The organism is Bacillus sp. BPN334 (genome assembly GCF_008368885.1).
GTDB classification, from domain to species: Bacteria; Bacillota; Bacilli; order Bacillales; family Bacillaceae_G; genus Bacillus_A; species Bacillus_A wiedmannii.
Map to the genome: position 1 here is coordinate 140,198 of NZ_QOZW01000016.1, position 24,911 is coordinate 165,108.

20 protein-coding genes and 1 riboswitch are annotated in these 24,911 nt (G+C 36.9%); of the genes, 9 read left to right on the forward strand and 11 right to left on the reverse strand.

The window, feature by feature from the left end:
- Positions 1 to 324 precede the first annotated feature (324 nt).
- Positions 325 to 888, forward strand: coding sequence for an alkyl hydroperoxide reductase subunit C (ahpC, locus tag DN393_RS24105; protein WP_000924417.1), 564 nt, complete (start codon positions 325 to 327; stop codon positions 886 to 888).
- Between the two features lie 14 nt (positions 889 to 902).
- Positions 903 to 2,429, forward strand: coding sequence for an alkyl hydroperoxide reductase subunit F (ahpF, locus tag DN393_RS24110; RefSeq protein WP_000599491.1), 1,527 nt, complete (start codon positions 903 to 905; stop codon positions 2,427 to 2,429).
- Positions 2,430 to 2,477: 48 nt separating this feature from the next.
- Here ahpF and DN393_RS24115 read toward each other — a convergent pair whose 3' ends face one another.
- Positions 2,478 to 3,086, reverse strand: a complete 609-nt coding sequence (locus DN393_RS24115) for an SAM-dependent methyltransferase (RefSeq protein ID WP_088046911.1) — start codon at positions 3,084 to 3,086, stop codon at positions 2,478 to 2,480.
- Between the two features lie 193 nt (positions 3,087 to 3,279).
- A complete protein-coding gene (locus DN393_RS24120) occupies positions 3,280 to 4,395 on the reverse strand; it encodes a M20 peptidase aminoacylase family protein (protein ID WP_064477196.1) in 1,116 nt (371 codons plus the stop codon).
- A gap of 266 nt (positions 4,396 to 4,661) precedes the next feature.
- Between DN393_RS24120 and nhaC the strand changes: the two genes are divergently transcribed.
- Positions 4,662 to 6,083 (forward strand): Na+/H+ antiporter NhaC, encoded by a 1,422-nt coding sequence (gene nhaC, locus DN393_RS24125; RefSeq protein ID WP_149173998.1) that lies wholly within the window; start codon positions 4,662 to 4,664, stop codon positions 6,081 to 6,083.
- On the opposite strand, the gene DN393_RS24130 is transcribed toward nhaC, so the two are convergent.
- Entirely contained in the window at positions 6,072 to 7,343 is a 1,272-nt protein-coding gene (locus DN393_RS24130) for a hypothetical protein (protein ID WP_064477194.1), read from the reverse strand. The genes nhaC and DN393_RS24130 overlap by 12 nt on opposite strands.
- A gap of 92 nt (positions 7,344 to 7,435) precedes the next feature.
- Between DN393_RS24130 and DN393_RS24135 the strand changes: the two genes are divergently transcribed.
- Together DN393_RS24135 and DN393_RS24140 are read left to right on the forward strand one after the other, a co-directional pair.
- Positions 7,436 to 8,545 carry a mandelate racemase/muconate lactonizing enzyme family protein gene (locus DN393_RS24135; RefSeq protein ID WP_149173999.1) on the forward strand — a complete coding sequence of 370 codons (1,110 nt, stop codon included), beginning with the start codon at positions 7,436 to 7,438 and terminating at the stop codon, positions 8,543 to 8,545.
- A 14-nt stretch (positions 8,546 to 8,559) separates the two neighbouring features.
- On the forward strand, positions 8,560 to 9,255 hold the full coding sequence (locus tag DN393_RS24140; protein ID WP_149174000.1) for a GNAT family N-acetyltransferase: 696 nt from the start codon (positions 8,560 to 8,562) through the stop codon (positions 9,253 to 9,255).
- 202 nt (positions 9,256 to 9,457) lie between these two features.
- Here the strand turns inward: DN393_RS24140 and DN393_RS24145 are convergent, their stop codons facing one another.
- The 5 genes from DN393_RS24145 to rlmD form a co-directional block, all read right to left on the reverse strand.
- Positions 9,458 to 10,165: a M48 family metallopeptidase gene (locus DN393_RS24145; protein ID WP_064477191.1), complete on the reverse strand. Its 708-nt coding sequence runs from the start codon at positions 10,163 to 10,165 to the stop codon at positions 9,458 to 9,460.
- Positions 10,166 to 10,259: 94 nt separating this feature from the next.
- Positions 10,260 to 10,778: a YehS family protein gene (locus tag DN393_RS24150; protein ID WP_064477190.1), complete on the reverse strand. Its 519-nt coding sequence runs from the start codon at positions 10,776 to 10,778 to the stop codon at positions 10,260 to 10,262.
- A 496-nt stretch (positions 10,779 to 11,274) separates the two neighbouring features.
- On the reverse strand, positions 11,275 to 13,290 hold the full coding sequence (locus DN393_RS24160) for a GAF domain-containing sensor histidine kinase (RefSeq protein ID WP_064477189.1): 2,016 nt from the start codon (positions 13,288 to 13,290) through the stop codon (positions 11,275 to 11,277).
- Between the two features lie 182 nt (positions 13,291 to 13,472).
- Positions 13,473 to 14,462 (reverse strand): tRNA dihydrouridine synthase, encoded by a 990-nt coding sequence (locus tag DN393_RS24165; protein WP_064477188.1) that lies wholly within the window; start codon positions 14,460 to 14,462, stop codon positions 13,473 to 13,475.
- Between the two features lie 96 nt (positions 14,463 to 14,558).
- Complete coding sequence (gene rlmD, locus DN393_RS24170) at positions 14,559 to 15,935, reverse strand: 23S rRNA (uracil(1939)-C(5))-methyltransferase RlmD (protein ID WP_064477187.1); 1,377 nt, start codon at positions 15,933 to 15,935, stop codon at positions 14,559 to 14,561.
- A 121-nt stretch (positions 15,936 to 16,056) separates the two neighbouring features.
- Positions 16,057 to 16,158: riboswitch (purine riboswitch) on the forward strand.
- 202 nt (positions 16,159 to 16,360) lie between these two features.
- Between rlmD and DN393_RS24175 the strand changes: the two genes are divergently transcribed.
- The 4 genes from DN393_RS24175 (at position 16,361) to DN393_RS24190 (ending at position 21,674) form a co-directional block, all read left to right on the forward strand.
- Entirely contained in the window at positions 16,361 to 17,557 is a 1,197-nt protein-coding gene (locus DN393_RS24175) for a NupC/NupG family nucleoside CNT transporter (protein WP_001200511.1), read from the forward strand.
- A gap of 278 nt (positions 17,558 to 17,835) precedes the next feature.
- Positions 17,836 to 18,939, forward strand: coding sequence for a polysaccharide deacetylase family protein (locus DN393_RS24180; protein ID WP_064477186.1), 1,104 nt, complete (start codon positions 17,836 to 17,838; stop codon positions 18,937 to 18,939).
- A gap of 306 nt (positions 18,940 to 19,245) precedes the next feature.
- Positions 19,246 to 20,328, forward strand: coding sequence for a polysaccharide deacetylase family protein (locus DN393_RS24185; RefSeq protein ID WP_064477185.1), 1,083 nt, complete (start codon positions 19,246 to 19,248; stop codon positions 20,326 to 20,328).
- Positions 20,329 to 20,444: 116 nt separating this feature from the next.
- The gene (locus tag DN393_RS24190; RefSeq protein ID WP_064477184.1) at positions 20,445 to 21,674 is read left to right on the forward strand and encodes an aminopeptidase; all 1,230 of its coding nucleotides are present in this window, start codon (positions 20,445 to 20,447) and stop codon (positions 21,672 to 21,674) included.
- A 40-nt stretch (positions 21,675 to 21,714) separates the two neighbouring features.
- On the opposite strand, the gene DN393_RS24195 is transcribed toward DN393_RS24190, so the two are convergent.
- From DN393_RS24195 to DN393_RS24205, 3 genes are read right to left on the reverse strand one after another with little or no spacing between them, the layout of a single operon-like run.
- The gene (locus DN393_RS24195; protein ID WP_000263262.1) at positions 21,715 to 22,038 is read right to left on the reverse strand and encodes a DMT family transporter; all 324 of its coding nucleotides are present in this window, start codon (positions 22,036 to 22,038) and stop codon (positions 21,715 to 21,717) included.
- Positions 22,039 to 22,085: 47 nt separating this feature from the next.
- Entirely contained in the window at positions 22,086 to 23,537 is a 1,452-nt protein-coding gene (gabD, locus tag DN393_RS24200; protein WP_064477183.1) for an NADP-dependent succinate-semialdehyde dehydrogenase, read from the reverse strand.
- Entirely contained in the window at positions 23,530 to 24,897 is a 1,368-nt protein-coding gene (locus tag DN393_RS24205; protein ID WP_103655503.1) for a sigma-54 interaction domain-containing protein, read from the reverse strand. Before DN393_RS24205 ends, gabD begins: the two co-directional genes overlap by 8 nt.
- Positions 24,898 to 24,911: the final 14 nt, after the last annotated feature.

A 24,911-nucleotide genomic window follows, 5' to 3' on the forward strand; every position in this document is an offset into this window, starting at 1 on the left:
AGTTCCTTTTCAAATCTACAACTTCTAAGAAATATCTCCTTCCTAAGAATTTATACTTACACCATATCTCTAACATACACACTACTCTTTCAAACACTCATTGAAAATTTATGACATGAAAATTACCTTTTAATTCCCTAACAACCTTAATTGAGAATAAATATTAATTAAATTGGTATAAAGTTGGTTTATTCTCTTGACAAAATAACCACTTCTATATGATAATTAATATCGAATTAGAATTATTATAGTTAATTAAAAAATATATTTTATGAGCACACTATTTTTTGATGCTCAAAACCAACATTTAGGAGGAATTTTAATATGTTATTAATCGGCACAGAAGTAAAACCGTTTAAAGCTAATGCTTACCATAATGGAGAATTTATCCAAGTTACTGACGAAAGTTTAAAAGGAAAATGGAGTGTAGTTTGTTTCTACCCAGCTGACTTCACATTCGTTTGCCCAACTGAACTTGAAGACTTACAAAACCAATACGCAGCTCTTAAAGACTTAGGCGTTGAAGTATACTCTGTATCTACAGACACTCACTTCACTCACAAAGCATGGCATGATAGCTCAGAAACTATCGGCAAAATCGAATACATTATGATTGGTGACCCAACTCGCACAATCACTACAAACTTCAACGTTTTAATGGAAGAAGAAGGTCTTGCTGCTCGTGGTACATTCATCATCGATCCAGACGGCGTTATCCAATCTATGGAAATCAATGCTGACGGTATCGGCCGTGACGCAAGCATTCTTGTTAACAAAATTAAAGCAGCTCAATACGTACGTAACAACCCAGGTGAAGTTTGCCCAGCTAAATGGCAAGAGGGTTCTGCAACACTTAAACCAAGCCTTGACCTTGTAGGCAAAATCTAAGGAGTTCGATCAAAATGATACTAGATGCAGATATAAAAACACAACTATCCCAATACCTTCAGTTAATGGAGAACGATATTTTACTTAAAGTAAGCGCTGGAGACGACGACGTATCTAAAGATATGTTAGCTCTAGTAGACGAATTAGCTACTATGTCATCTAAGATTACAGTAGAAAAAGTTGAATTAGAGAGAACACCAAGCTTTAGCGTAAATCGTCCTGGTGAAGACACTGGTGTCGTATTCGCTGGTATTCCATTAGGACACGAATTTACTTCATTAGTGTTAGCTTTACTACAAGTAAGTGGACGCGCTCCAAAAGTTGAACAAAAATTAATCGATCAAATCAAAAACATTCAAGGCGAATATCATTTTGAATCTTATATCAGCCTAAGTTGTCATAACTGTCCTGATGTTGTACAAGCTCTTAACGTAATGAGCGTTCTAAACTCTGGTATTACACATACTATGATTGATGGCGCTGCATTCAAAGAGGAAGTAGAAAGCAAAGACATCATGGCAGTACCAACAGTTTTCCTAAACGGCGAATCTTTCGGAAGCGGTCGTATGACACTTGAAGAAATTTTAGCTAAAATGGGTAACGGTCCAGATGCATCAGAGCTTTCTGATAAAGATCCATACGATGTTCTTGTTGTTGGTGGCGGCCCTGCTGGTGCAAGTGCAGCGATTTATGCAGCACGTAAAGGCATCCGTACTGGTATCGTTGCTGAGCGCTTCGGTGGTCAAGTAATGGATACTATGGGTATTGAGAACTTCATCAGCGTAAAACGCACTGAAGGTCCTAAGCTAGTAGCAAGTCTTGAAGAGCACGTAAAAGAATACGACATCGATGTAATGAATCTACAACGTGCAAAACGTTTAGAGAAAAAAGAACTTATTGAAGTGGAACTTGAAAACGGCGCTATTCTGAAAAGTAAGAGCGTAATCGTTTCAACAGGTGCTCGCTGGCGTAACGTTGGCGTACCAGGTGAAGCTGAGTTCAAAAATAAAGGTGTAGCATACTGCCCACACTGTGACGGTCCATTATTCATCGGAAAAGACGTAGCTGTTATCGGCGGAGGTAACTCTGGTATTGAAGCAGCTATCGACTTAGCAGGTATTGTTAAGCACGTTACTGTTCTTGAATTCATGCCAGAATTAAAAGCTGATGCTGTATTACAAGAGCGTCTTAACAGCTTACCAAACGTAACTGTTTTGAAAAACGTTCAAACGAAAGAAATCACTGGTACTGATAAAGTAAACGGTATTTCTTACATCGATCGTGAAACTGAAGAAGTTCATCACGTTGAATTACAAGGTGTATTCGTACAAATCGGTCTTGTGCCAAACACAGACTGGTTAGGCGAAACAGTTGAACGCGCTCGCGGTGAAATCGTAACAGACAAGCACGGCGCTACAAACGTACCAGGAGTGTTTGCAGCAGGTGACTGTACAAATAATCCGTACAAACAAATCATCATCTCTATGGGTTCAGGTGCAAACGCAGCTTTAGGTGCATTTGATTACTTAATCCGTAACTAAGTATATAGACGTGAGTAAAGAAAAGCAGGTGCCAAGGCACCTGCTTTTTTATATTCTTAATGTATAAACTAAAAATCTCTCATTCCCATTCTTCTCATAAGCACCCGACAACCTTACTTCCCTCTTCAGCTCAAACGCAGTCTGGTTCTCTAAGAAGAAAATATAATCTTCAGAAGGATAGTATAAAATAATATCCACTTCTCTCTCCGCTTCTTCTACCGAAAGTAAAATGTTATTTACTACGTTCATAAATACTTGTACAGAAAATGGATTAAAGAAATAAAACCGGTTATCACGTGAATCAATCTCATATTCTTGCGCTAAACAGCATTCAAACCCAATTTTATCTTTACTGTTTCTTACCTTTCGTGCATAGCGCTCTAGATTATCCATTGCTTCTTTATAAAACTCTTCATTCATTTCAATTCCAACCGCTGAAGCACCACACTTATGGTGCATGTAAAAGTTTAATCGTCCTTTTCCGCACCCAAAATCTACAATTCGGTCGCTACTTCTTATTTCATATTGATTCAATAACTCATCTAATCCGCTATATGGCGTCGGTTCATAACGGTGATAATGCATAGATTTATTAAAGCCCTTTTGCTCACCGACAGTTTTTATATGTAATACAGCATCGTAATATTGTTCGTTCATTCGTCTTCTCCTATTAGAAAATGGTACTTATTATTATACACCATGTACTGGAGACTCATTTTGCATCAAGTTTACTGGTACGTAAAATTATATAAATGATTTTCTGAATATATCTATCGTAACTTAGAATATATCAACGATTTTTTCAATATATCGACTTAACGACAAATTACTACAAAAAAACAGGAGCTCTCTAGCCCCTGTCCTCTAATACTTTCCATACAGTTTGTTTCAATATTTCTACTCCATCCATAATACAACTATGATCGAACTTCATATATGGATGGTGTAATCCAGGTTGTAGGTTGGCCCCTAGCCCAAGCATGACAGCTTTTAAATGTGGTCTCTTCACTGTGTAGTAATGGAAATCATCGCTTCCTGTCGTATACAGTGGTCCAGTGCATCCCTCTTCCCCGTACACTTCAAGAATGCCTTTTCGCATAAAGCGCTCAGCTTCTTCTGACACTTCAGCTCCTGGTGCAAGGTCGATCCATTTGTATGAGGTTTTCGATCCCATAGATGCGGCCGATTCTATTACATGCTCTATTTTTTTCTTCAATTCTTCTAATAATGTATTACTCTCTGCCCTAACATCTAAGCTAAAATGCCCGTTACCCGGAATAATATTCAAATTATCCCCGCCAGCCTGGCACCTTGTCATCTTCACTGAATATGAACTTTGCGGTGGTAGCCATATATTTTTCAAACCGATATTGATCATAGAAATGACATCAATTGCATTTATCCCTTGATGTGGGCGTGCCCCATGTGCATCATCTCCATGAATCGTTCCTTCTAAAAATCCTGCTGCTCCGTGACGAATAGATGGGGCAGCTTGTTTCAAAGGTAGTTCTTCAATCGGTCTTAGATGAACACCAAATAAGAAATCAGCATCATCCACAGCACCCTTATCTACCATCTTTAGAGAACCATTTCCTTTTTCCTCTGCCGGCTGAAAAATAAATCTAACAGTACCGCTATCCCATCTCGTATTCTTCAATTGTAAAATAAGCCCCATCACAATTGTCATATGAGCATCGTGACCACATGAATGATTCGCTTTAAACTCTCCGTCCACTTCTTGCCAAAGTGCATCCATATCGGCACGAATTGCAATAACTGGATTTCCGCTTCCAATTTCAGCAATCACGCCTGGGCAATCATCAAATATTTTATATGAAATTCCTTCTTCTTTTAAAAAGTTAGTAATATACGCTGTCGTTTCATACTCTTTCCAACTCACTTCAGGGTTTTCATGTAAATGCTGAAAAATTTCAGTTAACCGCTCTTGTAGTTCTAATGTTTTCAAAGCTACATTCTCCTTCCCAAATTCCAAAACCATTCAGGTTAATTATACTTATGAAAAACAGATGTTTTTATGAACATATTGAATTTTAAGAAAAAAGTCAATTGTTTATTTTTAAATACGATCGACAACTCACTTCATAACGATAGAACATTCCTTATTTTCTGTTTTTTATTGACGCTCATATCAATTTTTAGTTATTATAATTTAATAACGTCTATTTTGCGACAATTCTAAAAATACAAACATACATAATGAGGAGGCAGTTTATGAAAAAAGAAATACCTTTTGGCGTAGCAATAATCCCTATTATCATTACAGTTGCAGTTATGATGGTTACAATTGTTGTATTAAAACAAAGCCCTCACGTCCCACTTATTATCGGTACAACCGTTGCTTCTATCGTCGCTTGGCGTTACGGTTACAAATGGCACGATATCGAAGAAGCAATGTATAAAGGAATTCGCCTCGCATTACCCGCTATCGTTATCATTATTCTAGTAGGTTTAACGATCGGTGCTTGGATTGGCGGCGGAATCGTCGCAACAATGATCTATTACGGTTTAAATCTTTTAACTCCATCACTATTTTTAGTTTCAATTACAATTATTTGTTCTATTGTTGCATTAGCTATCGGTAGCTCTTGGTCTACAATGGGAACAATTGGTGTTGCAGGAATGGGGATTGGCCTAAGTATGGGAATCCCAGCTCCAATGGTTGCCGGTGCTATCATTTCCGGTTCTTATTTCGGCGATAAAATGTCACCGCTTTCAGACACAACAAACTTAGCCGCAGGATTAACAAATACAGATCTATTCACACATATTCGTCATATGTTATTTACTACAATTCCAGGTTTAATTATTACTCTTATCGTTTATGCTTTCTTAGGAAGAAGCTTCGGCGATAACAATATTGATGCAAAAGGTATCGATCAAACGTTACAAGTATTGCAACAAAACTTTGTTATCTCACCTTTCCTACTAATCATACCTGTAGTCGTTATGGTATTGGTCGCTAAAAAGGTTCCTGCTATACCAGCTATTCTCGTAGGTATTATTTTAGGATTTTTATCACAAGTCTTTATTCAAGGTGGTTCTGTCTCCGCATCTATCGGTGCACTCCAAAATGGATTTGTCATAGACACTGGCAACAAGCTAGTAGACGAACTCTTTAACCGCGGTGGCTTAGATTCGATGATGAATACAGTTTCTATGACAATTGTCGCTATGACTTTTGGAGGAGTATTAGAACATACTGGCATTCTTCGCTCAATTGTAAATCAAATTTTAAAATTAGCGACATCAGCAAAAGGACTTATCGCTTCTACTATCGCGTCTTGCTTTGCAACCAACCTTACTTGCTCTGAACAATATATTTCAATTGTTGTTCCTTCAAGAATGTACGCAAATGCATACACAGAAAAAGGACTACATTCTAAAAATTTATCCAGAGCATTAGAAGATGGCGGAACATTAACTTCTGTTTTCGTACCTTGGAATACATGTGGTGTATTTATACTCGCAACACTTGGAGTTGGCGCATTCGAATATGCTCCTTATGCTATATTGAATTTCATCGTACCTATTATTTCAATCATTTACGGCATAACTGGTCTCACAATTACGAAACTATCAGACATTGAAAAAGCGGAACTACTAAAAAAACAAAAGGCACAACTAGAAGCTTAAAGATACCGGTAAATTCATTTCATATATTGCGCGAGGGCGCCCTTGTTGATAGGGCATTTCCTCGCCGCAAATATGAGCATACCCATAATCAACTAGTTTCTTTAATAACCTTTCTGTTGATCGCCGAGTCACTTGTAAGTATTCAGAAAGATCCGCTGCTGTAAACTTCAATGACGGATGTGATTGACTAAATTGAATAATTTTTGATAAGTTTGCTGGACTCAGTTTCGTTTCCTTCGCTATTTTCATGAGTTCCGGGTTTTCATTCTTCAAACTTTGTACTCTCTGTTCTTTCGGGAACGGACCAAATAGTTCTTTATCACTTGTTAGTATATAAAAACAGTGGTCTATTGGATTATTCTTCGCGAAACTTTGAGCGATTTTAGCATTTTGCTCTGCTTCCTTCACAGTTTTTCCGTAACCAAACCCAATAGCTATCGTTCCTTTTATACTCGCAAATAAATTATTTATCATATTTGTTTTTATAATCGATTCAATATCACCACGAGTCGTATACAAAATGAACGTCATTTCATCAACTTTTTTAAATGAACCACGCAGTTCTTTTGAAATGACATCTAATTGCTCAAGCAAACCTTCTCGTAATTCTAAAGAAGAAATCATACAAGCACCAACAGTAGCTGAATGGCTTTTCGCTAGCTCAGCTTTTATTTTCGCATCTTTTAACCCATTTATAATCGATTGCTTCAGATCTATCATACGCTCTGAAGGAATACCTATTTTTTGAAGTTCATCATAGACAGCATGAATACTAGTTAAAGCTAAATGAGCTTCCCCAGATCGATGTTTAGTTACATGAAAATCAATAACTCTCTTTATTTCATCTTTACTCCACAGCATATTTTCATAATCAAACACTTGCGGACTTTCTTTTATACCGATATCATGGAACACATTTGTAATGAATGAGCGGTCTACTAAATCAATTGAAATGTTATGTGGTTGAATACCTTGGTGATACATGACAGAAAGAATGGAAGATACGACCGTTGTCTCGTCTTGCTGTAAGTACGTACTTGGAATTCGTAATTGTTCTCTTATTTCTTTTGCCATATAATAAGGTAAAGCACCTGAGAAAAAGATGAAGTCACAAGGCTTTAAACGCTTTAAAAGTTCAGAAGATTCCGCCGGATGAAGGTAAATATATGGATCAATCTCTATTTCTTCTAGTTTATGAGCGACAGGTAAAAGTGTCTCCATAAACTCTTTTGAACCGACAACTGCAATTTTTATCATCATTTCTCTAACTCCTTATCATTAATTAACGACTATTTAACGTCAACTATATCAAATGTACAAAACTATTGTAAACAGGAAGGGGTCTCTACCTAATGAAAATTACAGCTATTCATCTTTACGCAATTCGTTTACCACTTCGCGATCCGTTTGTTATTAGTTATGGTTCTTATTCTGATATGCCTTCTATTATCGTCAAAATGGAAACAGATGAAGGCATTATCGGATACGGTGAGGGCGTCGCTGATGATCACGTTACAGGCGAATCATGGGAAAGTACTTTCCATACTTTAAAACATACACTTGCTCCTGCGCTCATTGGGCAAAATCCAATGAATATCGAGAAAATACACGATATAATGGACAATACAATTTACGGTGTTCCTACTGCAAAAGCCGCAATAGATATTGCTTGTTTTGATATAATGGGCAAAAAACTAAATCAACCTGTATATCAATTAATTGGCGGACGCTACCATGAAGACTTCCCTGTCACTCACGTCTTAAGTATCGCCGAACCTGAAGACATGGCTGAAGAGGCTGCCTCTATGATTCAAAAAGGTTACCAATCTTTCAAAATGAAAGTCGGTACAAATGTAATAGAAGATGTAAAAAGAATTGAAGCGGTACGTGAACGTGTAGGAAATGATATCGCGATTCGTGTTGATGTAAACCAAGGATGGAAAAATAGCGCCAACACATTAACGGCACTTCGTTCATTAGGTCATTTAAACATCGACTGGATTGAACAGCCTGTTGTCGCAGAAGATATTGACGCAATGGCTCACATTCGTTCTAAAACAGACCTTCCGCTTATGATTGATGAAGGATTAAAAGGTTCTCGTGAAATGCGCCAAATCATTAAATTAGATGCGGCTGATAAAGTAAATATAAAACTAATGAAATGCGGCGGCATATATCCCGCTGTAAAACTCGCTCATCAAGCAGAAATGGTCGGCATTGAATGCCAAGTTGGATCCATGGTCGAATCATCCGTTGCCTCTTCCGCAGGATTCCATGTCGCTTTCTCGAAAAAAATCATTACGAGCGTTGAACTTACAGGTCCATTAAAGTTCACGAAAGACATCGGAAACTTACATTACGAAGTACCATTTATTCGCTTAAACGAAAAGCCAGGACTCGGCATTGAAATAAATGAAGATATATTACAAGAACTAACCGTCTTTCAAGACGTTGTACGCTAAAGGAGGACTAACGCATGACAGTTCTATACAAAGGAGCATTAAAACAAAATAACGAGTCATTTCACGTTACATTACTATCACTTGAGCATATCGAACACATCTTATCACTACAAAACGTTGTAGTTAAGGCGCTAGAAGATAAAAGTCGCTTACAACCACTCTCGCTAGAAGAGTTTCAATACATTCTAGAAGGAAACGGTATGATGATCGGTGCTTTTATCGAGAACAAACTCATCGCATTTCGTGCCCTACTCGTCCCTCCTATCGACGACGAACATTTAGGACTTGATATTGGCATAGCAGAAAGCGAACTACATCGCGTCATCTATCAAGAAATTTCAAATGTTCACCCGAACAGCCGAGGAAATGGGATGCAAAAAATATTAGCGACAGTCATCATGGACGAATTACAAAACAAAGATAGCAAATACGATTACGTTTGCTGCACCGTTGCTCCTTTTAACATTCCAAGTTTAAAAGATAAGTTTGCGCAAGGAATGGAGATTGCTGCATTGAAGGCGAAATATGGCGGGAGTATGCGGTATGTTTTTGTGAAGGAATTGCGTGGAGGCAAGGAAAGAAATTGGACGGATGTTAAGAGTGTTCCGATGAGTGACGCTGTTGGACAGCAGGCTTTACTTTCGGAGGGGTATCGTGGGTATGGAATGGAGAAAGTAGACGGAGATTTTGTTGTGAAGTTTAGACGATGATTTATATACCTGAAAAAAAGGAGATGTCTGCTGTGACATCTCCTTTTACTTTCTCTTCATTGAAAAATGCATTGGTAAATGAAATTATATAAGCGTTTTTTTGAACATATCGATTGTAACTCCAAATATATCAGCGATTTTTGAAATATATCGACTTACCGACAAGTATTGATAATAATCGCAACCTATATAAAGTTCACCATTAAACCGTCATCTTCCAACTAGATAACGCTAACCAATTCTCCATTTCCTTATAATCGGGCATTATTTTCCCGACAAGACGCCAAAAAGATCGATCATGATTTAAATGAACCATATGGCACATTTCATGAACAACTACGTAATCAATTACTTGCTGTGGTGCCATCGCTAGCTTCCAATTGAATGTTAGTTGTAGATTTGAATCACAAGTTCCCCACGTACGACTACTATCTGTAATACGAATAGAACGCGGTTTTGTTTTGAAGTTACTTTGATGCACTTTAATACTCTTCTCTACTAATGACTTACACTGCTTATAGTAAAATCGTTTTAACGCTTGTTGTATTTTCTCATCCTTAAGCTCTTTCACATAAATATGTAGCTTATTCCCTTCAAATACTGCATTGTCTTGCGTAATACTTGCATCTTGAGAAATCTGTATCGGATACGTACTTCCTAAATACAGAAATCCCTCTCCTTGATCATAATCCTTTTCCTGTGGTCCAAGCGCTCGCTCTTGCATTTCCTTACGTGTTTTCTGAATCCAATCCCATTTCTCCTCTAGCAACTGGACTAAGTATTCAACAGGTGTTCCCTTTGGAGCCTGCACTTCCACATTTCCGTACGAATCTACAAAAAGACGCACCGACTTTTTCTTTTTATAAGTTATATGAAAATGAATTGTCTCACCTAAATATGTATGTACCATTTCATCACCTAGTGTATTATTTTACAAATAAAAAAGAATAGGACACAAAAGCCCTACTCTACCTATTATATCATTTACCAATTCATCGGACTCATTACCCTCTATACTTTACACCTAATCCCTTAATGAAATTCCTTGCATATCTATCGCCGCACTCTTTGTAATTTTTATGGCCTTTTTTTCTTAATAGTGCGCCTAGTTCTCCCTTTGTTACTATAACGCCTACGCTATCTAATATATCAAGTACATCCTCACTCGTTAAAGATAGTGCGATTTTCATTTTCTTTAGCAGAAGGTTATTCGCACTCTCTTTGCTTTGTACAGGTGCCGGTTGTCCTGGTTTCGGATCTTGCTTCCCTCTTTTTAAAGTAATAAATCCATTTAAAAATGCCTCTAACATCATCATGTCGCATGTTAATACGTACTCATCTTCTATTACATCATCATTTTCAGATTCATGCTGAGGTGCTCTCTTTATTTTTGTAAGCATATCAACTACGTCTTCTTTCGTTACTTCCATACCACCAAGTTTAAAGATTTCTACCATATCTATATCTCTTATATCTAAAGCGTACCTTACTCTCTTTAATATATCGTTGTTGCTCATTGCCATTGTTTTTCCTCCTGAAATGTTGATTATAGTAATGCTTTTAGCATGTATAAATTAATGTCGTCAAGTTACTACTTTAACATTTTAATGGGAGGTTTTGTAGTCTTAGGTGGATTAATGCTTATGGGGGTGATTTTATTTATTAAGAGATATTTCTAATAACGAATTTATTGTATTAGAAATTAAGAAAGGTCCTATCGATAGAAACGCCTTCAATCAAATACTGTAAAAAGTATTTTAGTTGGTAGTCGGATAACTCCTTCCTTTAAGGATGATAGTAATAAAGCAAAAAAAGATGGGGATTTACTATTAATTAACACACTAAAAAATGGACTAACCTGATATAGGTTAGTCCATTTCTTTTTATGCAACTCTAATTTAGTAGGCAACTCAAACGTAAATGTTACGCAAAATCCAGGTGAAATAGATTGATTATGTTTACTTAGGTTTTACTTTTTATTTGTGGTACGGTTCACCGTAACTAATCTAAATGAGGTTATTATTCATTATTTTCATGATTAAATTTAACAAAAAAGGTCGTGCCTTCCGATCCTGTTTGAATTTCTATTTTTGCATTATGACGGGCAGCAATGGCATAACATATGCCTAGCCCCAATCCAGTTCCATTATCTTTTGTCGTGTAAAATGGAGTACCCAGTTTCTCTAATACTTCAGGCCTGATACCTTTTCCTTGATCCCTCACTGCAAGCACCACACAATTTCGACCTTCTTTGTAGGTGCTAATGGTTAGAACTTTCTCTGTGCCCATCGCTTCTAAGCCATTACGATATAGGTTTATTAATAATTGCCGTATCTCATTACGATTTAACAGTAATTCCGGAATGTCATTTGTATCGACTTGAATATCTTTATTTTGATTATACGTATCAATCTTTATTAAAGGAATAATATCGCGGATAATTGAATTTAAATCTAACATCTGCAAATCCGATTTCCTTGTATTACCCATTGAGAGAAATTCAGTAATAATAGAATTGGCACGGTCAAGTTCTTCAATCATTAAATTTAAGTGCTTATTATGTTTCTCATAGGTGGGCTCTTCTTTTAATAACTGCAAAAATCCTCGTACTGTTGTCATTGGATTTCTAATCTCATGGCTGATACCTGCTGCCATTTGCCCTATTAAATCTATGTTCGATAACCTTTTCAATTCCTGCTCATATTGCTTTTTTTCCGTTATGTTTTTAAAAATACAACAAATACCATCATCATACGGGTATGCAATAGCTTCGTGCCAATATTCATCAGAGGTAGAAAAAAATTCAAAATACACTGTAGTTCGCTCTGACATTGCACGATGAAGTTCCTTATACATAACTTCGTCCACGCTACTCGGGAAAATCTCCCATATATTCTTACCTAATACATCTTTTGCTGTTTTTCTTTGTGGAAAATATTGATGCTTATTTACGTACGTAAATTCCCATGTATTATTCAAAGTAAAAAATCCATCCGTAATACTTTCAATAACACTTGTAACTTTTTCATTAGCAACAGCTAGTTCTCTCGTTCGCTCTTCCACCATGCTTTCAAGTCGATCCATATATAACAAGTTGGAAAACGTAGGCGCTGTGGCATCAACGATAGATTTTGCCAGTTGCATTTGGGAATTATCATAATTGTGAGCTTTTCCCTCTTTGCCAACGACGATTACCCCTAATACTTCTCCCATTGAAACCAATGGAATCATCAGTAGACCCTTACTATCTATATTTTTTGTTTGAATAACCTCTTGGATCCTAGCTTCATAGCTTTTCTCCATCCAATCCGCTTCTGTCCAATCACAGTTCTTGCTTAACTTCGTTGTTTTAATCGTTGTTTTGTCTAGGGGGGCTAAAAGGTGGGCTGCCATGTTTTTACTCTCTAAAATCTGTCCTAAGTAAAGAAAACATTTATCAAAACTCTCCTGTATCGAGGAACACATTGATAAATCACGGGTAACATTTAGTAACAGCTGCTTCTCGGCAATAAGGTTTTCCTTTTGTGTTAAATTATTTGCGTTTTGAATTGCGACCGCAGCCATATTTACATAAGCTTCAACACTTTGAATTTCTGAATTTGTTAAGTTCATTGGAATTCCATAATCAAATAAAAAAACCAGACCAAATAACTCTTGCCCAAATGAGATAGGTAGAGCTAATAAGGACTTAATTTTGAACGCAGCAACTGGTCTCGGATCCGGCCGATGATCCTTTGATGTATCAGGAATATAAATGGTTTTTTTAGTTTCAATAACTTCTTTTGCCAGTAAGTCTATTTCAGGATCAATTACCTGAGTATCGAGCGTTACGCCATTTATTGTCTCTGGTTTTCCTGCAAATCCTCTAAATGTTCCATCTTCCTGGGGTAAATAGATTCCAACAGCGTTGCACTTAACAATCTCCTCTGATATCGCCATTGTTACACGCTGCAATACTTCACGTAGTTCTAATTTTGTATTTATTATTTTTGTTATATTCGCGAGCCTAGAATATCTCGCCTGATCACTTAACATTCACATGGCCTCCAATTATAGGCATAATAAAATAAACATGATACTATCATTGAAAATCAAGACCAACCTACCATTTTCACTTTTCTCCTGTATTCTTTTCTTACCCTTTTTTACATAGAATACCTCACTTACTTATGATACGGTTTACCTTAATTAAAATGAAACAGTGTAACTTTCAAAAGTTACACTGTTTCACTACCTTCTACCACATTAACACTCGTCTCAAACTTATCAAGTAATGCGCGTACTTCATCAGTTGATTTTGTGTTCATCAATTGATTTCTTAGTTCAGCAGCTCCAGGGAAGCCCTTTACATAAATTTTGAAGAAGCGATGAAGCCCTGTGATGGAGCGTGGCAGTACTTCTGCATATTGATCTTGAAGATCAAGTTGTAGTCTTAAAAGATCTAAATGTTCTTTACTGCTATGCTCTCTTGGCTCTTTTTCGAAAGCAAACGGATTTTTAAAGATTCCTCTTCCAATCATAACGCCATCAATGCCATATTTTTCAGCAAGTTCTAGCCCTGTTTTACGGTCAGGGATGTCTCCGTTTATTGTTATTAGCGTATTTGGTGCAATACGATCACGTAATTTTTTAATTTCCGGAATTAGCTCCCAGTGCGCATCGACTTGGCTCATTTCTTCTCTTGTACGTAAGTGAATAGAAAGGTTTGCAATATCTTGTTTGAAAATATGCGTTAACCAATCTTCCCATTCGCTTAATTCTTTAAAGCCCAGTCGTGTTTTTACACTGACAGGTAGTCCGCCCGCTTTTGCTGCTTGAATAAGTTCTGCCGCAACGTCTGGACGTAGAATAAGACCACTACCTTTTCCTCTTGATGCTACGTTCGGTACAGGGCAACCCATGTTAATATCAATACCTTTAAATCCTAACTCTGCCATACCAATACTCATTTGACGGAAATATTCAGGATTATCTCCCCAAATATGCGCCACGATTGGTTGTTCATCTTCTGTAAAAATTAAACGGCCACGTACACTTTTCATACCTTCTGGATGACAATAGCTATCCGAGTTTGTGAACTCTGTGAAGAATACGTCTGGGCTACCAGCTTCACTTACTACGTGACGAAAAACAACGTCTGTCACATCTTCCATTGGTGCAAGTACGAAAAATGGTCGTGGTAAATCACGCCAAAAATTATCTATCATTTCAAATTCAAATCCTCTCACTATGAATACAATTTCAAACTCTCAATAAACCAAAAAGCAGATGGTATAGATTCTCCTATATCAACTGCTTTCCTATTATACCAACTTAAGCCAAGCCACACACTCCACATGAGTCGTATGCGGGAACATATCAACAGGTTGTACTTCCTGCGTTTTATATCCGCCTTCTTCTAGTACTTTTAAGTCACGTGCTAACGTTGCTGGGTTACATGATACGTATACGACGCGTTTTGGTTTCATGTCGATGATTGTGTTTAGTAGTGCATCATCACAACCTTTACGCGGTGGATCTACGACCATTGTGTCGGCGACTATGCCTTCTTTGTACCATTTTGGAATAACTACTTCTGCTTCTCCTACGCCAAACTCAGCGTTTGTCATGTTGTTTAGTGCTGCGTTTCGGTTTGCGTCTTCGATTGCTTCTGGGACGATTTCAACGCCGTACACTTTTTTCGCTTTTTGCGCTAGGAATAAGGAAATTGATCCAATTCCGCAATAGGCATCAATTACTGTTTCGTTGCCATCTAATTTTGCATATTCTAACGTTTTATCGTATAGTACTTTCGTTTGTTCTGGATTTACTTGATAGAATGAACGTGCTGAAATTGCAAATTTAATGTCACCGATAAAGTCATAAATGTATTCGGATCCGTACAGTACTGTCGTTGTGTCTCCAAAGATTACATTTGTACGTTTCGTGTTTACGTTTTGAACAATCGATTTTACTTCTGGGAATTTCGCTGCAATTTCTTCAATGATTGCTTTTTTGTTTGGTAATTCTGCTGTACGAGTAATGAAGACAAGCATGATTTCCCCTGTTACTTGTCCGTAACGAGCCATTACGTGGCGAAGTGTTCCTTTATTACGCTCTTCGTTGTATGCCGAAATACCATGTTTTTCACAAATATGTTTTACTTCCTGGATTAATGTATCGTTTTCTTCTGCCTGAATTAAACATGATTCCATATTAATAATGTCATGTGTTCCTTGGCGATAGAAACCAGCTACAAGTCCACCTTCACGTTCTCCAATTGGTACTTGTGCTTTGTTACGGTATACCCATGGGTTCTTCATACCAAGTACAGGGTGCACAGGAACATCGCTTAATCCGCCAATGCGCTGCATAACGTCACGTACTTGTTTTTCTTTCGCTTGTAATTGTCCTTCATATGTTAAGTGCTGAAGCTGACAACCGCCGCACTGATTGTACACTGGGCATTCTGCATCTTTACGATATGGGCTCTCTGTATGAAGCTTCATTAAACGACCAAATGCGAAGTTTTTCTTCACTTTAATAATTTTAATTTGTGCTTCTTCACCTGGTAATCCGTTTTTAACGAAAATAGGATAGCCCTTTACTTTCGCAACACCGGCACCATCATGTGTTAAATCTTCAAATACTACATCTATAAACTCATTTTTCTCAACTGGTGGCGTCATTTTTGTACTCATTTTCCGACCTCTCTTTTTCATAACACTGCGTTACATTTTATCATACTTATATGGTCTATTTCTATCGGAAGAAAAAAAGCTATTGACGATAGTTCTCTGTTAATGTTACGCTACTACTAATTTAATACGGACGATGTTACCTCATATATATTCGATAATATGGATCGAGAGTTTCTACCCGGCAACCTTAAATTGCTGGACTATGGGGAAAACTAATGAATATTAGCCTATGTGCAAAAAAGGACTCATATTGATTAGCTTTCTCTCATAGATGAAAGTGAATCCATATGGGTCTTTTTTTATTTTTATTTTTCTAAAAGGTCAGACATCTTACGTATGACATAAAACCTCTTTGTTTTATTTTTAGTAATATAACGAGCGTTTTATGTACAAACTTTATACGAACTTCTGAAAGGGGCAACTACATGCAATATGTAATGAGCATTATCGGTATTCTTGTCGTTTTAGGTTTATGCTTTGCTTTGTCAAACAATAGAAGTAAAATCAACTTCCGTGCAATTGCTATTATGATTGGTTTCCAAATTTTAATCGGTTGGTTTATGTTTGGCACCAAAATTGGTCAACAAATTATCATCTTCATTAGTAAAGTTTTCAACAAACTAATTAAACTTGGTACGACAGGTGTCGATTTTCTCTTTAATGGAATTCAAAGAGATTTTGTCTTTTTCTTAAATGTATTATTAATTATCGTATTTTTCTCAGCACTACTTTCTATCTTTAGTTATTTAGGTGTTTTACCATTCATCGTTCGCGTTGTCGGCGGTGCAATTTCAAAAATTACTGGTTTACCACGCGTCGAGTCATTCCACGCAGTAAACTCTGTATTCTTCGGTTCAAGTGAAGCGTTAATCGTTATTAAAAACGATTTACAGCATTTTAACAAAAACCGTATGTTCATCATTTGTTGTTCTGCAATGAGTTCCGTTTCTGCTTCTGTTACAGCATCATACGTAATGATGTTAGATGCGAAATATGTACTAGCAGCTCTTCCACTAAACTTATTCTCAAGCTTAATCGTTTGTTCGCTATTAACACCAGTTGATACGAAGAAAGAAGATGAAGTGATTCAAAAATTTGATAGAACTTTATTCGGAGACAGCTTTATCGGCGCAATGATTAACGGTGCGCTTGATGGTTTAAAAGTAGCTGGTATCGTTGCTGCATTAATGATTGCCTTCATCGGTGTGATGGAAGTTGTAAACTACGTAATTAGCGCAGCTTCAGGTGCAATGGGATATGCTGTTACTTTACAACAAATCTTCGGTTATATACTTGCTCCATTCGCATTCTTAATGGGTATTCCAACTCAAGATATTATCCCAGCTGGTGGAATTATGGGTACGAAGATCGTATTAAACGAGTTTGTAGCAATCCTTGATTTAAAAGGTGTTGCATCAACATTATCTCCACGTACAGTTGGAATCGTTACAGTATTCTTAATTAGCTTCGCAAGTATTAGCCAAATTGGTGCGATCGTTGGGACAATCCGTGCTCTTTCTGAAAAACAGGGAAGTGTCGTATCTAGATTCGGTTGGAAAATGTTATTTGCATCAACACTTGCTTCTATCTTATCTGCAACAATCGCTGGATTGTTTATATAATAAAAAACTCCACCTTACTTCTCCTTTTTCAAAAGGAAATTTAGGTGGAGTTTTTTACTTTCTTCTATATGTATTTTTATGTAAACTCCACCAGAAAAATATAAGGTTTTTTCCGAATTATTCCAAAAATGTATTCCCCTCTATATTCTATAGTGATATGATGTACAAGGGTATAATTCAAATTTTTAAAATCGAAAATTTGAGTTAGTTTCACTTATACGAATGATAATTTCAAGACATAAGTGATGATAATTAAAACACAATAGAAGGATGATAGAATGAAAAAATATACATATATCGCTTTACTTTCTTCTGCTATTCTCGTAGGTTGTAACACTAGTAGCACTAGTGATAAACAAATAAAAGAAGCAACGGCGAAACAAACAGTTGAACAAAAAAAAGCGAAAGCGGTTGAACTGCCTTTAACGCAAGGGATTATTACATGGGATCCGTATGAATATAATGCACAAAACACCACGCTTTATACAAAGGATTTAAGAGATTCCTTCAAACAAGTACGTTACACTATTTGGCGTACTGCTGACGGTCCTGAAAGCAAACAAGCTTTTACTTCACAAGAAAAAGAGCGTGACTTTGCCCTCCCACTACATTTAAAATCATTTCATTTAAAACGTGGCGAATTTCAAATTGAAACAGTAGGAATCAAAGAAGATCATACTGAAACAAATCTAGTAACATCTAAAATTACATTCCAGCAACATGTACCCGTTTTAATGTACCATGCGATTGAAAAATACCCTGGGCCAAGTGATGGGGATTACGGCTTATATGTACCACCTGAGCAATTCGAAAAGCATATGCAGTATTTGAAAGATAACGGTTATACGATGCTTACGTTTGAACGTTGGAATGATATAAATCGTGTAAATAAACCTGTTTTTGTAACGATGGATGATGGTCGAAAAAATAATATGAATGCTCTTCATATTTTACAAAAATTAAAGGATGATAGATTCCAACCTACGGCTACTGAATTTCTTACTGCAAATGAGATAGACAAACCAAATCGTCTATCAACAGATGAGATAAAACAAATGATGGATTCAGGCATTTTTTCTATTCAATCACATACTGCTAATCATACGATGATGGCTCATTCAAGCAATTATGATGAGGAATTACGTAGTTCGAAAGAAAAAATCGAAGCCCTTACTGGTAAAAAGGTCATCGCTCTCGCCTATCCAGTAGGTTCTTATAATGACCCAGCTGTTGAAGAAACAAAAAAACATTATGAGTTCGCAGTAACTACTGATCACGGTAATCACATTACAAAAGGGATGCCAAACGAACAGTACTTAATTAAACGCCACTTTGTAGGGCCTAATACATCAATGGAAAAATTCATATCTCTTATAAAGTAAAACTTTAATCAGTGGGGGTTTTGTTCACCCCCACTGATTATTAGCCCTCACCAATCGGGCTTTTACGGGCAGCTGATCCCACCTAACCTCTTTGCTTTTGCTGAATTCTGAGGTGGGGTCTTACTGCCCACAAATAGCGGGATACAGTAAACTTTACTAAAAGATGATAGAAATAGCTCTATTAAAAGTCACTAACCTATCTCATTACTAAAATGATATGATGAACAAGGGTATGTCCCCACCTCTCTTACAGCGGTGGGGATTTTAAATACGTATGCAACATAATACACAATAGAAGGTGATCTTATGAGAAAATACGCAGCAATCGCTTTATGTACGTCTGCCATTCTAGCAGGTTGTAATACTAGCGATGTAAGTCAAGAGCCTAAAAAAGAGAAAAAGGTTCAAGAAGTTAAGAAACAAGAAGAGACTGTGCAAGAACAAGGTAAAATTTCTTATCATCCGATTACACACGAATCTACAAACACTACTATTCATATGACAGATATAAAGGATACTTTAAGTGAGGTACAATATAAAATTTGGCGCACAGCTGATGGGAAGGAAAGTGCTAAATCTTTTTCTTCTAAAGAAAAGGAGAAACAATTTACACTTCCTTTTGACATAAAAGAATTTGAAGGAAAACGCGGTGAGTTTCAAATTGAAGCAATAGGAATGAAAGAAGATGGGAAAAACATTCCACTCACAAAATCTACTATTACTTTCGAGCAAAAGGTTCCCGTTCTTATGTACCATGCAATCGATGATTATCATGGACAAGGCATTAAAGACTTATTCGTATCACCTGCTAATTTTGAAGCCCAAATGAAATATTTAAAGGACAACGGCTATACATTACTAACTTTTGAACGTTGGGGCGATATTAATAAAGTAAATAAACCTATCTTTGTTACATTTGATGACGGTATGAAAAATAATATGAATGCATTTCATGTTTTACAAAAACTAAAAGACGATACGTTTAAACCTACAGCAACAGAATATATGATTGTTGATAACGTTGATGTAGAAGGATCACTTTCTACATCTGATATAAAAGAAATGGTTGATTCCAGCATTTTCTCTATGCAATCTCATACTGCAACACATGCAGACTTGCCGAAAATTACAAACTATGAAGAAGAATTAAAAGAATCAAAGGAAAAGCTAGAGAAAATAACAGGTAAGCCTGTTATTGCAGTTGCTTATCCATTCGGTCATGTGGATGATAAAGTTGTTGCAGAAACGAAGAAATATTATCAATTTGCGACGACAACAAAACCCGGAAAGTTCATTACGAAAGGTGAACCCGATGAATTACTAAAAATGAAGCGTGTTCGCATACACAATTCGACGACTGTAGAACAATTTGCTTCTTCGATTAAATAACGATGAGAGCTCAATATATTTTGAGCTCTCTTTTCACGCTATATTTATATATATTTTTTGAATTTTCTTGTATTATATATAGTAAGAAATCTTTCAAATTAAAGGAGATTATACATATGTCATTTGAACAAACGTTAGAGAAATATGCTGCCCTTGCAGTCAATGTTGGTGTTAATATTCAACCAGGACAAACATTATCAATTAGTGCACCTCTTGAGGCTGTACAATTTGTACGCCTCGTTACAGAAAAAGCATATAAATCTGGTGCAAAACACGTATATGTGGACTGGAATGATGAGACGTTAACACGCTTAAAGTTCGATCTAGCTCCTGAAGAAGCATTCGCTGAGTTCCCATCTTGGAAAGCACACGCTCGTGAAGAATTAGCCAAAGAAGGTGCTGCATTTATGTCTATTTATGCAGAAAACCCTGATTTATTAAAAGGTGTAGAATCAACGCGTATCGCAACAGCTCATAAAGTAGCTGGTGAAGCAATGAAAGTATACCGTGATTACGTACAAGCTGATAAAGTAAGCTGGTGTGTCATTTCTGTTCCTACGAAAGAATGGGCTGCGAAAGTATTCCCTGACGTTGCACCAGAAGAACAAGAAGCAAAACTATGGGATGCTATTTTCAAAGCTACTCGTGCGGATTTAGAAAATCCTGTGGAAGCATGGAAAGAACACGATGAAACGTTACATACAAAAGTTGATTACTTAAACGAAAAGCATTATAAAGCCCTTCACTATACAGCTCCTGGAACAGATTTAACAATCGAACTTCCAGAAAAGCATGTATGGGCTGGTGCTGGTAGCTTAAATGAAAAGAACGTACCATTTATGGCGAACATCCCAACTGAAGAAGTATTTACAATGCCACTTAAAACAGGTGTAAACGGCCAAGTATCTAGCACAAAACCGTTAGCATTTGCAGGTAACATTATCGATAACTTCACGTTAACATTTGAAAACGGGCGTATCGTAGACTACAAAGCGGAAGCCGGAGAAGAAGCTTTAAAACATTTAGTAGAAACAGATGAAGGCTCTCACTTCTTAGGCGAGGTTGCTTTAGTACCTCATGATTCACCAATTTCAAATACAAATATTTTATTCTACAATACACTATTTGACGAAAACGCATCTTGCCACCTTGCAATCGGAAGTGCTTATGCATTCAACTTAGTAGGCGGAAAAACAATGTCTAAAGAAGAACTTGCTGAAAACGGAGCAAACACTAGTATTACACATAACGACTTCATGATCGGATCAGCTGAGCTTGATATCGATGGTATTACAGCTGACGGAAGACATGAACCGATTTTCCGTAAAGGTAACTGGGCATTTTAATAAAAACAAAAGGCTATCTTCCACACTGGAAGATAGCCTTTTATGATGCTGATGAAACCTTAAGTCCAATTACTCCTAAAACGATAAATAGAATACAAAACGCTTGGAATAAGCTAATGTGTTCTTTAAAGAAATATACGCTAATGATTGTAATAAGTAATGTTCCTACGCCAGACCAAATGGCATAAGCGATACTTAAATGAATTTTTTTGACAACGATAGCAAATACGCTGAAACAAATTCCATAAAATACGAAAATAAGTACACTTGGAACGAGCTTTGTTAAACCGTTTGATAATTTCATCGCAATTGTTCCTGCTACTTCAAAAATAATTGTTACGAGTAATAATAGCCAATATACCATACTAGAATCTCCTTCTCTGTTACCTTATAGAGATTCTAGTATACTACTTATAGCCCTAACGAAATATATTTAATTTCTAAATATTCCTCGATACCGAAATGGCCTCCTTCACGGCCGATACCACTTTCTTTAAAGCCACCGAACGGTGCTTGTGCAACTGATGGAAGTCCATCATTTAAGCCAATAATTCCGTACTCTAACGCTTCGCTAATTTGGAATGCTTGACTAATATCTTTTGTGAAAATATAAGCAGCCAAGCCATATGGTGTATTATTTGCACGTTCGATTACTTCTTCAACCGTTTTAAATTTAGCAACTGGTGCAACCGGACCGAATGTTTCTTCATTCATACAAAGCATCGTGTCATTTGCCAATCCAATTACGGTTGGCTGAATGAAATATCCATCTAACTCTGCAAATTTATGGCCACCGTATAAAACTTCTCCACCCTTTTGAATTGCATCTTCAATATGTTCTTGTACTTTCGAAATTGCATTCGCATCAATAAGTGGACCTACAGTTGTTCCTTCGCCAAATCCGTCTCCAACTTTAAGCTGCTCTACAGCTTTTGTGAACTTTCCTGCAAATTCTTCGTAAACTTCTTCTTGAACAAAGACGCGGTTTGTACATATACACGTTTGTCCTGCGTTACGGAATTTCGAACCGATTACCGCCTCTACCGCTTTATCTAAGTCCGCATCATTCATAACAATAAACGGCGCGTGACCACCTAACTCAAGTGAAACCTTTTTCATCGTTTGTGCAGCACTGGCCATTAATTCCTTCCCAATTTCCGTTGATCCTGTAAAGGAAACTTTTCGAACACGTCCATCTTCCATCCACGTATCAGCAATTGCTTTCGCACTACCTGTTACAATATTTATTACGCCTTTTGGAATGTCCGCTTTATGAGCTAATTCAGCTAATTTCAACGCAGTTAACGGCGTTTGACTTGCAGGTTTTACAACTGCCGTACATCCTGCCGCAAGTGCCGGTGCTACCTTTCTCGTAATCATAGCAGCCGGGAAGTTCCAAGGTGTAATAGCTGCCATAACTCCAACTGGTTGCTTCATAACTAAAATACGTTTATTCGGATGAGAAGCAGGAATCATTTCACCGTATACGCGTTTTCCTTCTTCCGCATACCATTCAACAAAGCTATTTGCATAATTCACTTCACCAAGTGCTTCTGCAAATGGCTTTCCTTGTTCTCTCGTCATGATCGCTGCAATCTCTTCTTTATTTTCATCGATAAGTGTGAACCATTTTTTCAACTTCACTGCACGGTCTGCTGCTGTTAACTTAGACCATAATTTAAAAGCTTCATGAGCAGCATCAACAGCTTGCTTTGCCTCTGTTACCCCGCCCTTTGGTACCGTCGCAAATATTTCCTTCGTTGCTGGATTATTTACTTCGATTTGTTCTTGCAATGTAATCCACTCACCATTTATATACATCGCCTTTTTCTCTACATTTACAAACGCCGCTTTTTTATCCAATGTTTTCTTCCTCCTCTAAAAGTTTCTTTATCTTCCTAGTGGCAGCAGATTGACTTATTTTTAAAAACTCCGCTACTTTATAACTCGATCCATATGTTTTATATGCTTTCAAAATAATATTACGTTCTACTTCTTCTAACATTTTATAGAGACTTTGACCGGACTGTTCAACCGTTGATTCTTGCATCGCTATTGGCAAATCTTCTATCGTAACGATATCATCAGTAGTTATAACAATTCGCTCAATCACATTTTCAATTTCTCTATTATTTCCTTCCCATGGGTAACCAACAAACATTTGCAATGTGCTAGGTGCTAATTTTACATTTCGGCCATATTTCTCGTTAAAGTGCTGTAAATAATGATAAATGAGTGGCAAAATGTCTTCGGTTCTTTCCCGAAGTGGCGGAATTAAAATTGGAATGACATTCAGACGATAATATAAATCTTTCCGGAATGTTCCTTGTTTCACCATCATACTTAAATCTCGGTTTGTTGCCGCTACAATTCTAACATCAACTTTTTTTAATTCTCTTCCGCCTATAGGGCGAAACGTTTTTTCTTGCAATACTTGCAAAAGTTTCGCTTGAATTTCAAGCGGCATTTCGCCAATTTCATCTAAGAAAAGAGTTCCTCTATGCGCTGATTCTAATAGTCCCTTTTTCCCTTCACGATTCGCACCTGTAAAAGATCCACCTGAGTATCCAAAAAGCTCTGATTCAATTAAATTCATTGGCAATGCCGCACAATTAATTTCATAGAAACTTTCATTCTTCCTGTTACTCACTTCATGTAAATGACGTACTAATCGACTCTTCCCTACTCCTGTCTCACCTAAAATGAGAACTGTACTATCTACCACGGATACTTTCTTGATTGTCTCGACTATTTTTTGCATAGCGATACTTTTAAAAATAAGTCCTTCATGTTCATATGTTTCTCTTAATTCTTTTTTATATGTTTTTAACTGATTATCCATTTCCTCTACCTTTTGACGTAATTGGTAGAGTTCTGTAAGATCACGAGAATAACTAATTACTCTTCTTAAATTTCCCTCATTATCAAAAACAGGCCTTGTACGAACGTGTAAATACTCTCCTGATTTTGTCGTTTGAACGAGTTCAATCGGTCTCTTTTTTTCAATTACTTCTAACGTTGCCGATGGATAAAAGATACCATCCTTCTGCAATTCTTTCACATGCTTACCTACTAACTCTTTAGCAGCTAGTTGATAGTGCCTTTCACATGTACTATTTACACGCACAACGATTCCCTTTTCGTCAGTCACAAAAATTTCGTCAAACGCATATTCAAATACATCTTGTAAATCCATTAACACTCGTTCCTTTTCTCCAACCATCCTAGCCACCCCTA